The organism is Methylobacterium sp. WL18 (genome assembly GCF_008040015.1).
Taxonomy (GTDB): Bacteria; Pseudomonadota; Alphaproteobacteria; order Rhizobiales; family Beijerinckiaceae; genus Methylobacterium; species Methylobacterium mesophilicum.
Map to the genome: position 1 here is coordinate 1 of NZ_VRVD01000110.1, position 10,591 is coordinate 10,591.

The 10,591-nt window shown below is 68.1% G+C and carries 10 protein-coding genes; 3 read left to right on the forward strand and 7 right to left on the reverse strand.

Annotated features, from left to right (window positions below; all coding sequences use genetic code 11):
* Together FV228_RS33740 and FV228_RS11040 are read left to right on the forward strand one after the other, a co-directional pair.
* Positions 1-197, forward strand: a 197-nt coding sequence (locus FV228_RS33740; protein ID WP_246693881.1) for an aspartate/glutamate racemase family protein, incomplete at its 5' end; no start/stop codon positions are given.
* A complete protein-coding gene (locus tag FV228_RS11040) occupies positions 179-1,498 on the forward strand; it encodes a dihydroorotase (protein WP_147854666.1) in 1,320 nt (439 codons plus the stop codon). The genes FV228_RS33740 and FV228_RS11040, both read left to right, overlap by 19 nt.
* 15 nt (positions 1,499-1,513) lie before the next feature.
* Here FV228_RS11040 and FV228_RS11045 read toward each other — a convergent pair whose 3' ends face one another.
* The 7 genes from FV228_RS11045 to FV228_RS11075 all read right to left on the reverse strand — a co-directional run bounded on the left by FV228_RS11045 (position 1,514) and on the right by FV228_RS11075 (position 9,491).
* Positions 1,514-2,806, reverse strand: a complete 1,293-nt coding sequence (locus tag FV228_RS11045; RefSeq protein ID WP_147854667.1) for a Zn-dependent hydrolase — start codon at positions 2,804-2,806, stop codon at positions 1,514-1,516.
* 84 nt (positions 2,807-2,890) lie between these two features.
* Positions 2,891-3,289: an oxalurate catabolism protein HpxZ gene (gene hpxZ, locus FV228_RS11050; RefSeq protein WP_147854668.1), complete on the reverse strand. Its 399-nt coding sequence runs from the start codon at positions 3,287-3,289 to the stop codon at positions 2,891-2,893.
* Positions 3,290-4,474, reverse strand: a complete 1,185-nt coding sequence (locus FV228_RS11055) for an amidase (protein WP_147854669.1) — start codon at positions 4,472-4,474, stop codon at positions 3,290-3,292. It abuts the gene before it with no gap.
* The gene (locus tag FV228_RS11060; RefSeq protein ID WP_147854670.1) at positions 4,471-6,087 is read right to left on the reverse strand and encodes an ABC transporter ATP-binding protein; all 1,617 of its coding nucleotides are present in this window, start codon (positions 6,085-6,087) and stop codon (positions 4,471-4,473) included. The genes FV228_RS11055 and FV228_RS11060 overlap by 4 nt, the downstream gene beginning before the upstream one ends.
* Entirely contained in the window at positions 6,084-6,911 is an 828-nt protein-coding gene (locus tag FV228_RS11065) for an ABC transporter permease (RefSeq protein ID WP_147854671.1), read from the reverse strand. Before FV228_RS11065 ends, FV228_RS11060 begins: the two co-directional genes overlap by 4 nt.
* Positions 6,912-6,913: 2 nt before the next feature.
* Positions 6,914-7,885 (reverse strand): ABC transporter permease, encoded by a 972-nt coding sequence (locus tag FV228_RS11070; protein WP_147854672.1) that lies wholly within the window; start codon positions 7,883-7,885, stop codon positions 6,914-6,916.
* 4 nt (positions 7,886-7,889) lie between these two features.
* On the reverse strand, positions 7,890-9,491 hold the full coding sequence (locus FV228_RS11075) for an ABC transporter substrate-binding protein (RefSeq protein ID WP_147854673.1): 1,602 nt from the start codon (positions 9,489-9,491) through the stop codon (positions 7,890-7,892).
* 270 nt (positions 9,492-9,761) lie between these two features.
* On the opposite strand from FV228_RS11075, the gene FV228_RS11080 reads away from it, so the two are divergent.
* Complete coding sequence (locus FV228_RS11080) at positions 9,762-10,496, forward strand: aspartate/glutamate racemase family protein (protein ID WP_147854674.1); 735 nt, start codon at positions 9,762-9,764, stop codon at positions 10,494-10,496.
* The last annotated feature ends 95 nt before the right edge of the window (positions 10,497-10,591 follow it).

Genomic DNA, 10,591 nt, shown 5'->3' on the forward strand with positions numbered 1-10,591 from the left:
TGCTGATCGCGCGCGACGGCGCCGACGTGATCGTCCTCGGCTGCGCCGGCATGGCGCCGCACCGGCGAGCGATCGAGGACGCGGTCGGGTGCGCGGTCGTCGAGCCCTGTCAGCAGGCGGTGGCGGCAGCCCTCGGGGCCGTTCTGCTCGAGACCGCCTCTTTAGGAAGGACCCGGCGATGCACTACGACCTCCTGATCCGCGGCGGCACCTGCGTCACGCCCTGGGGGACCGAGGGGATCGATCTCGGCGTCCGCGCCGGGCGGATCGCGGATCTCGGTGCGCCGATCGGCGCGACCGCGGATACGGTGATCGACGCGGTCGGTCTGCACGTCCTGCCCGGCCTGATCGACAGCCACGTCCACCTGCGTGATCCCGGCGACCCGGCCGTGGAAACGATCGAGACCGGCACGCGGGCCGCGATCCTCGGCGGGATCGCCACCCTGTTCGACATGCCCAACACGGTTCCGCCCATCGCCGATACCGAGCGCTTGACGTGGAAGCGCGGCTACGTGGCGGGTCGTAGCTGGTGCGATATCGGCCTGTACGTGGCGGGCGCCAAGACCAACATCGACAGGTTGGCGGCGCTGGAACGCGAGCCAGGGGTCTGCGCCGTGAAGGTGTTTGCGGGCAGCTCCACGGCGGCGCTGATGATTGAGGACGACGCCCATCTCGAGCGGGCCATGCGAGCCGGCCACCGGCGCATGGCCTTCCACAGCGAGGACGAGTTCCGGTTGCAGGCGCGCAAGCCGTTATTCGCCCGGGGGCAGCCGTACCGGACCCACATGGAATGGCGCGACGAGGAATGCGCGTTCCTGGGGACCCGGCGCCTGATGGCCCTGGCCCGCAGGACCGGCCGGGCGACGCACATCCTCCACGTCTCGACCGCCGAGGAACTCGAATACCTGCGGGATTTCCGCGACGTCGCGACCGTCGAGGTTCTGGTCAACCACCTGACCCAGGTGGCGCCCGACTGCTACGATACGCTTGGCGGGCTTGGGGTGATGAACCCACCGATCCGCGGCGAGCGGCATCGAGCAGCCGCCTGGGCCGCCGTGCGCAATGGGACTGTCGATACGATCGGCAGCGACCACGCGCCTCATGCCCGGGCAGCCAAAGAGCAGCCCTGGCCCGATTGTCCGGCCGGCCTCACGGGGGTTCAGACCCTGGTCCCGATCATGCTCGATCATGTCGCAGCCGGGCGCCTGTCGCTCGCGCGCCTCGTGGACCTGATGGCGGCCGGTCCGGCTCGTGTCTACGGCCTGCTCGGCAAGGGGAGAATCTCAGTCGGATACGACGCGGATTTTACCCTGGTGGATCTGAAGGCGCGTCGCACAATCGAGGACTCTTGGATCGCGTCGCCCTGCGGTTGGACTCCGTTTGCGGGACTACCCGTGACCGGATGGCCGGTCGCCACCGTTGTCCGGGGCAGATCCGTCATGCGCGATGACGAGGTTTTGGGCGATCCGGTCGGGCGCCTGGCGCGCTTCTCCGGCTGAGCCGAGGCGCCCGGATCAAGCGCATCCGGTTTCGGCCACCAGCCAGGCGGTGAGGATCGCGACGGCGTCCATGAGGTCGTCGATCTCCATGGCCTCATCGGGGTTATGGCTGCCATTAGCGTTGCGCACGAACAGCATCGCCATTGGAACACCGGCTTTGGCGAAGGCCGCGGCATCGTGCGAGGCCGGGCTGCCGAGGGGCATGGTGGCGATGCCGAGGGCTGTGGCCGCAGCCTCCAGATCGCTGCGGATCCGTGGCGAGACGTCTCCGACCGCCACCTCGGCGCGCGGGCCGAGCACGATCTCGACGTTGCGGCGTGCCACGATTGTCGCGACGTGCCTCAGGAACTGCGTCTCGATCTCCGCCAGCATGTTCGGCGCGTAGGCACGCACGTCCAGGCTGAACCGGAACTCGCCCGGGACTGTAGTCAGCCCGTGGGCTGCACCGTCGGTGTGGAACCGGCCGAACGTGACGGCCATCGGGCGGCCGGCCTCCTCGTTGGCCTGCCAGATCTGGTCGAGCGCCAGGGCGATCTCCGCGCCCGCCATGGCCGCATCGCGCCGGAACCGGCGGGGCGTGCCGACATGGTCGTAGCGGCCGCGGATTCGAGCATCCGGATAACGGAAGTTGCCCGGGATCCCGGTGCAGAGACCGACCGGAATTCCGGCCTCGACGAGGCTCGGCGCCTGCTCGATATGCACCTCGAGGAAGGCGTGGATCGCGGACGGATCGAGCGGCGGCGCATCGCCGCGTAAAGCCCCGGGATCGCCGCCGGAGGCCGCGATGTGATCGGCGAGGTCGCGCCCCGTATCGGCCCGGGGCATGGCGAGCGCACCCTCCGGCAGGGTGCCGAGCGCCGCTCGGCTTCCGAGATAGGACACCTGGAACCAGACGCTCTCCTCGGCACGCACCGCCATGACGGTGATATCGCGCTCCGGGATCAGTCCAAGGCTTTGGATCGCCGCGACAGCTGCGAGCCCGGCGACGACCCCGGCGGCGCCGTCGAAGTTGCCGCCGTGCGACACGGTGTCGAGATGGGAGCCGATCAAAATCGGCGGCCGGGTCCGATCCCGGCCGGGCAGCGTCATGTAGGTGTTGGCGGCCGCGTCCCGGCGGACCCGGAGACCCAGCTCGGCCGCACAGTGCGTCGCGCGCGCGTGGGCTTCGGTTTCCTCCGGGCTGTAGGAAGGCCGGGTAAACCCGGGATCGTCGTGGCCGCACCGGGCGAGTTCTGCCAGCAGGTGCTCGATCCGGCCTCGCTGTGCGCTGACCGCCTCCCTAACGGCGGTGACGGTTGCGTGTTCCAATGGGTTTCTCCCTGACCGCGCAATGGCCCCTGGCCTTCACGACGGTCCCGTTGGGCTCGCCATCATGACCCAGTGGTCGGGTCATCAGGCCTGCGCGGCCATGATCGATACGTGTGCAGAGATCACCTTCCAACCAAGATCGGGGAGGCGCATCCATGTCTGGCTCTGGCGCCCGATACCGGACTTGCCGCGCGGCTTGAACTCAAGATTCACGGTGGCCACGTCCGAGCCGACGGTCAGGATCTCCAACCGGATGCGTGCTTCCTTCGTGCCTCCAGGCGGTGGATCGGCCGCGATGCGCGCGGCATGAATCGCCGCAAAGCCGTAGCCATTCTCACCCACGGCGTAGCGGATCGTGTGAGGGCTGTCCCAGAAGGTTGCGTCCAACACCCCGACATCCTTGTCGATCAGCGCCTGCTCGTAGCGTTCGAACAGGGCGGTGACTTCAGCCACGACCTCGGGGCGGTTCAGGGTTGTGTCCATTCAGGCCTCCAAGTCGAGAACGGTGCGGATCAGGTCGAGGTCGGATCCACGCGTGCCGATGAGGGACAGGCCCACCGGAGCGCCATCGACCCGCCCGCCCGGGATACTCACCTGCGGGACGCCGGTGAGGCCTCCGTGGCTCGTCAAGCAGCCTATGCGCTCACGCAGCGGGTTGAGCGTGCTGAGCGGCAGCCCGCGCAGGGGAGCCGGGAACGGCGTGGTCGGAAGGCACAGGATGGTCCCGGGGGGCAGAAGCCGCGCGAGGCGGGCTCGTGCCTCAATGCGCATCAGGATCGCGGCGTTGCGTTCGCCCCCTGTCATCATCGAGCCCTGGACGAGCGCTCGGGCGACCGAGAAGGCGAGGCGCGGATTGCAGGTGTCGAGCCAGGGCTCGAAGGTCTGCCACGCCTCGCTGCTCTGCAGGACGCGCTGGGCCCGCTGCCACACCGACAGGCCCTGCGGCGCCATCGTCACGTCACGCCGGTTGCCGATCAGCGCGGCGAGACGATCGATGAGCGGCATAAGCGCTTGCTGCACGGCCTCGTCGGCGAAGCCGAGCGCGTCCGCGGCCACCAGCAGCGTATCGGGTAGCCGATCCGGCATCGACGCGCCGAACAGGACCTCCCCGACCCGGGCAAAGGTGGCCGCATCGCGGGCGAACCAGCCGCAGGTGTCGGCGCTCGGCGCCTGGACGCAGATCCCGGAGAAATCGATGCGCCCGTGGGTCGGGCGGATCCCGTAGAGACCGCAGAAGCTCGCCGGCACACGCACGGAGCCGCCGCTGTCAGTGCCCAGCGCGAAATCGCAGGCTCCCGAGGCGACAGCTGATGCCGAGCCGCTGGATGAACCCCCGGGCACCCGGTCCGGCGCGGCTGGATTCAGCGGGGTGCCGTCATGGGCATTCTCGCCGAGGATTCCCAGCGAGACCTCGTCGGTGACGGTCTTGCCCACCACCGAGGCACCCGCATCGAGAAGCGTCTGCACCACCCAGGCGTGTCGCGCCGGAGTCGGGTCGATGCGCGGCCAATCCGGGTTGCCGCCACCGGTGGGGATCCCGGCGACGTCGATCAGGTCCTTGACGGCGAAACCGAGCCCGGCGAGCGGCCCCGTCGCGGAACCGGCGACGCGGGTGCGCGGACCCGGCAGGAATGGATCGGTGGATACGATGGGCTGCTCTTGCATCATGCGGAGATCGGTTCCTGCCATTGGGCGCCGGGCACGGCCGCGAACAGCGCCCGGGTGTAGGGGTGCTTCGGCGCGAAGAAGATCTCAGATGTCGGCGCGACCTCGACCACCTGGCCGGCCCGCATCACGGCGATCCGGTCGCAGACCTGCAGGGCGACGCGCAGATCGTGGGTCACGAACACCATGCTGAGGTGCAATCGCGCCTTGATGTCGGCGAGCAGCGCCAGAACCTGGGCCTGCACGGAGACGTCCAGGGCTGAGACCGGCTCGTCGGCCACCAGCACCTCGGGCTGCATGGCCAGAGCTCGGGCGATGCCGATCCGCTGGCGCTGGCCGCCGCTGAATTCGTGTGGGAAGCGCTGCGCCGCCGCGGGGTCGAGGCCGACGAGCGCCAGCATCTCGCGGGCTTGGGCCTTGGCGACCTCCGGCATGGTGCCGTGTATGATCGGGCCTTCGGCCACGATGTCGACGACGCGCTGGCGCGGGTCGAGGGATCCGTAGGGGTCCTGGAACACCATCTGCACCCGCTTGCGGTGCGGACGCATCTGGCGGCGGCTCAGCGCGGCGACGCTGTGCCCGGAGAGAAGGATCTCGCCGCTATCGACTGGCATCAGCCGGGTGATCGCCCGCGCCAGGGTGCTCTTGCCCGAGCCGCTCTCGCCGACGAGCCCCAGGGTCTCCCCCCGCCGCAGCTCCAGATCGACGCCGTCGAGCGCGCGGGTGATGCGCCCGCCGAACAGGCCGCGCGCACCGTAGGTTTTCTCGACCGCCCGGGCTTCGACCACCCGAGGGGCCGTACTGGGCGGTCGTTGCGGCGGCGGCGCCAGCCTGGGCACCGCCGCGATCAAGGCGCGCGTATAGGGATGCTTCGGGGCGCCAAGAACCGAAGCCGCGGGGCCCTGCTCAACCAGAGTGCCCTTCTGAAGCACCGCGACCGTGTCGGCGATGTCGGCGACCACCCCGAAATCGTGTGTGATGAACAGGACGCTGGTCCCGTGCTCGCGCTGCAATTCCCGGATCAGGTGAAGGATCTGCGCCTGGGTGGTCACGTCCAGCGCGGTGGTCGGCTCGTCGGCGATGAGAAGCCGTGGGTTCAGCGCCAGCGCCATGGCGATCATCGCGCGCTGGCGCTGGCCGCCGGAAAGCTGGTGGGGATAGGAGCGCAGGAGCCGAGCGGGCTCCGGCAGGTGGACGCTGTCGAGAAGCGCGACGACCCGAGCCCTCCGGTCGGCGCGGCCGAGCGCCGTATGGATGCGCAGGACCTCGTCAAGCTGGCGCCCGATCGTGTGAAGCGGGTTGAGAGCCGTCATCGGCTCCTGGAAGATCATCGCGATGCGCGCCCCCCGGATGCGGCGCATCCGCTTCGGCGTGATCGTCGCGAGGTCCTCGCCCTCGAAGTCGATACGCCCGCCGGAGACGCGCACGTGCGGCCCGGGCAGCAATCCGAGGATCGCCCGCGCCACCAGCGACTTGCCCGATCCGCTTTCGCCGATGAGGCAGGTGACGGCGCCCGGCCGCAGCACAAGGTCCACGTCGGTGACCGCGTTCGGCCGGTCCGCACCCGGGGGCAACGCGATCGTCAGCTTCTCGATGTCGAGGACGGAGTCGCTCATCGCTCGCGGAGCCTCGGGTTCAGTGCCTCGTTCAAGCCATCGCCAACGAGATTGATGCCGAGGACGGTGAGCAGGATCGCGATGCCCGGGAAGGTGCAGATCCACCACGCCGAGCGAAGGACCGCGCGTCCCGCACTGATGATCAGGCCCCAGCTCATCACGTTCGGGTCGCCGAGCCCGAGGAACGCGAGGCCCGCCTCGATCAGGATCGCCGTCCCGATGAGCAGCGATCCCACGGCGATGATCGCCGAGGTGCAGTTCGGCAGCATGTGGCGGAAGATGATGCGGGCGTCGCCTGCCCCGAGGCCGTCGCAGGCGAGCACGAATTCGCGCCCGCCGAGCGCCACGAACTCACCCCGCACCAGACGGGCGATCCCCGGCCAGGACACCGCCGCGATGGCCACGATCTCGCTGGTGAGCGATGGCGACAGGATCGCCACGATGAGGATCGCCAGCACGAAGGCCGGGATCGTCTGGAAGAACTCCGTGAGCCGCATCAGCGCGATCTCGACGCCACCCCGGTAATAGCCGGCCAACCCTCCGACGAGGGTTCCGAACAGGATCGCGGCAAGCGTCGCGCCGAGCCCGATCATCAGCGAAGTGCGCGCGCCGTAGGCGATCTCCGCGGCCACATCCCGCCCGAGCGTGTCGGTGCCAAGCAGGAAGCGGCCGCCCGGCGGCTGGAGCGCGGGCCCGACCAGGCGGAACGGGTCGCCGGGAAACAGCAGGGGCGTCAGCACCACCAGGGCGAGCAGCCCGAGCAGTACGGCTGCACCGAGGAGCGCCAGACGGTTGCGCGCGAAACGCGCCAGAGCGGCCCGCATCGCTACAGCTCCATCCGAGGATCGAGGCAGACGTAGACGAGGTCCACGGCGAGGTTGATCACGACGACGAGGCAGGCCGAGACGAAGAAGATCCCGAGCAGGAGGTTGAGGTCGCGCGACTGCAGCGCGTTGAAGGCCAGGGTGCCGACCCCCGGCCAGCCGAACACCGTCTCGACCACGATCGAGCCGCCGATCAGGTTGCCGGCCTGTACCCCCGCCATGGTGACCACCGGCAGTAGGGCGTTGCGCAGGACGTGGCCAGTCATCACCCGGGCCTCGGTCTGGCCCTTGGCCCGGGCCGTGGTGACGTAGTCCATGCCGACCTGTTCCAGCACGGAAGCGCGCATCACCCGGGCGTAGACCGCGAGGTAGAAGAGCGAGAGGGCGACGGCCGGCATGACCAAGTGACGCCCGACGTCCCAGACCTCGTCCCAGCCCTCGTTGTCGGCCCCCACCGTGTCGAAGCCACTGGTGGGAAGCCAGCCGAGCCGGATCGCGAAGATCACGATCATCATCAGCCCGAGCCAGAACCCCGGCGTGGCATAGGCCACCAGGCTCACAAGCGAGATCACCGCGTCGCGCCAGGAGTTGCGCCCGGTGGCCGCCACGAGGCCGAGGAGCGTACCGATCACCAGGGCGGTCCCGAAGGCGGTCAGCATCAGCAGGCTCGTCGGCCACAACCGGTCGAGGATCAGGCTCGCCACGGGGCTGTCGTTGCGGAACGAGTAGCCGAGATCGAGGTGGAGCATGTTGAGCAGGTAGACGCCGAACTGCGTCGCCATCGGCTGGTCGAGGCCGAACTTGTGCCGCAGCTGCTCCATGTATTCCGGGCTGGCCGCGCCGCTTTCGCCAGCCAGAACCGACGCCGCATCTCCCGGCGCCAGGTGGATCAAGAAAAAATTCAGCACGACGATGCCCAGGACCACCGGGATCGCCAGCAAAAGCCGATGACCGAGAAAGCGCGCGAGCCGCACCGGATTACTTGTCCATCCAGGCTCGCTCGAACGCCTGTTGTGTGCCCAGCGGTCCGGTGGTGTGATCCTTGAGGCGCCGGTTGAAGACGCTCACGTATTGCACGTCGATCAGCCAGATCATCGGGCTGTCTTCGGCCAGGATCTGCTGGACCTTCTTATAGATCGCCCCGCGCTTGTCCGGATCCAGCTCGCGCGCGCCCTCACCGAGCATGCGGTCGACTTCCGGGTTCGAATAGAACGTGTCGTTGACGAAGGTGACACCTTTTCGGATCTGCGAGGTCAGGAACTGCTTGTTCAACCCGTAGACCGGATCGACGCCCTGGCTCAGGAACGGCTCGTTGATGTCGTAATCATAGTTCGTGTAGACGCGCCGCAGCCAGGTGGCGGTGTCTTCTGAGCGCAGAGTCACGTCGATGCCCACCGCGGCGAGGGCCTGCTTCAAGTATTCGGCCTGCCGCAGCCACTGTTCGCCGAACGAGTTCACCTCCAGATGGAGGGCGAAGCGCATCCCGCCCGCGCCGCGGGGTGCGCCGGCGTCATCGAGCAGCCGGTTGGCGATCTCCAGCCGATCCGACACGTCATACTGGCGCACGTCGTCGGTGTAGAGGCCGGCCGTCTTGAATTTGCGGCTGAGTGGACCCGAGGCGGGCAGGCCGTAACCGAACATCACGTCCCTGAGGATGACGTTGCGGTCGATCGCGTAGGCGATGGCTTGGCGCACCGCCTTCTTCTGAAGCTGCGGATGGCGGCCGTTCAGCTCCAGGACGCTCTGAGCCGGCGTCATCTCGTAGCCCTTGGTGGTCAGGTCGAGGACTGGATTGGTCTTCATCCGCGCGAGATCGGCATAGTTCACCGCGCTGTAGCCGGCGAAATGGGCTTCCCCGGCCTCCATGGCGGCCGAACGCGTTGCGGCATCCGGGATGAAGCGGGCGACGATACGGTTGAGGTACGGCAGCCCCGGCTTCCAGTAATTCTCGTTGCGGTCGAGCCGCACGGACTGACCACGCTCCCAGCTCACGAACTTGAACGGGCCGGTTCCGATCGGCTTGTTGGCGGTCGGGTTCTGGAGGACATCAGTTCCCTCGAACACCGATCGGCACAAGATCGGCAGGTCGCGCCCCGAGAGCGCTTTCATGATGTACGGAGCCGGGTTGGCGAGCCGCAGCACCGCAGTCATCGGATCGGGCGTGTCGACGGCTACCAGTTCGGCGAGCATTACTGGGGCGATCGGATTATACTTCTTCAAGACCTCCATGAAGGAGTATTGCACGTCCGCGCTGGTGAACGGCTTGCCGTTGTGGAAAGTCACGCCCTCCTGGAGCGTGAATGTGATGGTCTTTCCGTCCGCTGCGACATCCCACGACTTGGCCAGGTTGGGCCGTGGGTTCAAATCCCAGTCGTAGGTGCACAGCCCTTCATAGACCTGCGTGGCAATCGGCGGGATGTTGCCGGCCGATACGGCGTAATGCGCTAAGGTCGAAGGCTCTGGATGCACGATCATCACCATCGTGCCGCCCCGCCGCGGTTCGGCGGCGCTTGCGCCGTTCGAGGCCGCGGCGAGGCCGAGCGGGAGCGCCAGAACGGTGCGGCGAGAGAGATCAGTCACGTGAGGTGTGCGAGACAAGCCGAAGGACCCCTGAAGCTGTAGGGGGACTCAGCAACGGTCGTGCCACCCGATTGGTAGATTCACCCCGGTATCATGTCGATTGATCGGGGGTGATCTGTGCCGAGCCTCGAATACGGCATAAAAGCAAACTGGGAGGAAATCTTGATCTCGGCGGCCGGATGCCGGATGCCGGAGGTTCGCGTCGGAACGAACCTTGCCATGAGCTGCGGCCGAGCCGTCCCTGGCTCGTGCTTGGAGCCCTTGGTCACGATGCGCGAATCCGGACGGACGATCAGGCTGGGGATGCTCACCCCTTCGTCGAACAGCGTGCTCGAACCGATGACGGCGCGCATGCTGGCCGGGCAGGACGGGGTCACGGCCCACTTCTCGCGCGTGCGCGTGACCCAGATCGGCCTGTCAGCCGTCGCACTGGGCCAATTCGCGCAGGAACCGATGCTCGCGGCCGCCGACCTGCTCGCCGATGCGCGGGTCGCCTCGATCCTTTGGAACGGGACTGCGGGTGCCTGGCTTGGCTTCGACAATGACGTGGCGCTCGCAGCGGCAGTGACCGAGCGAACCGGCGTGCCGGCCTCGACCTCCGCGCTTGCTTTCCGCGACCTGTTTCGGCGACGCGGCATCGAACGCATTGGGCTGGTGACCCCCTATACCGGGGACGTCCAGGCGCGGATCCAGGCGAATTGGCGCTCCGACGGGTTCGACTGCTCGGCAGAGCGGCATCTCGGTCTGTCAGAGAACTTCGAATTCGCTTTGGCCGGCACAAGCGAGATCGCCGGGATGGTGCGCGCCGTCGCGGCCGAGGGCGCGCAGGCCGCGGCCATCGTCTGCACCAACCTCGCGGGCGGAGCGATCGCCGCCGCCTTGGAGGCCGAACTCGGCATCCCGGTCTACGATTCGGTCGCGGTCAGCCTGTGGAAGGCGATAGACCTTGCCGGCGCAGGCACCGAGGCACTCATTGGATGGGGCGACGTGTTCGCGACCGCCTGAGCGACCTGCCTCAGCAGGCGTCATCATCGGCGTTGCGGCGCTCGATCCACCGCCGCAGGGACGGCGCGAAGCCGGTGGCCGGCTTGGCCGGCGGA

What these genes read in the sequence shown, in the direction of transcription:
- FV228_RS11055 (WP_147854669.1), bottom strand. Translation starts at nt 4,474, where the DNA reads ATGATGCAAGAGCAGCCCATCGTATCCACCGATCCATTCCTGCCGGGT.
- FV228_RS11040 (WP_147854666.1), top strand. Translation starts at nt 179, where the DNA reads ATGCACTACGACCTCCTGATCCGCGGCGGCACCTGCGTCACGCCCTGG.
- FV228_RS11080 (WP_147854674.1), top strand. Translation starts at nt 9,762, where the DNA reads ATGCGCGAATCCGGACGGACGATCAGGCTGGGGATGCTCACCCCTTCG.
- FV228_RS11060 (WP_147854670.1), bottom strand. Translation starts at nt 6,087, where the DNA reads ATGAGCGACTCCGTCCTCGACATCGAGAAGCTGACGATCGCGTTGCCC.
- hpxZ (WP_147854668.1), bottom strand. Translation starts at nt 3,289, where the DNA reads ATGGACACAACCCTGAACCGCCCCGAGGTCGTGGCTGAAGTCACCGCC.
- FV228_RS11065 (WP_147854671.1), bottom strand. Translation starts at nt 6,911, where the DNA reads ATGCGGGCCGCTCTGGCGCGTTTCGCGCGCAACCGTCTGGCGCTCCTC.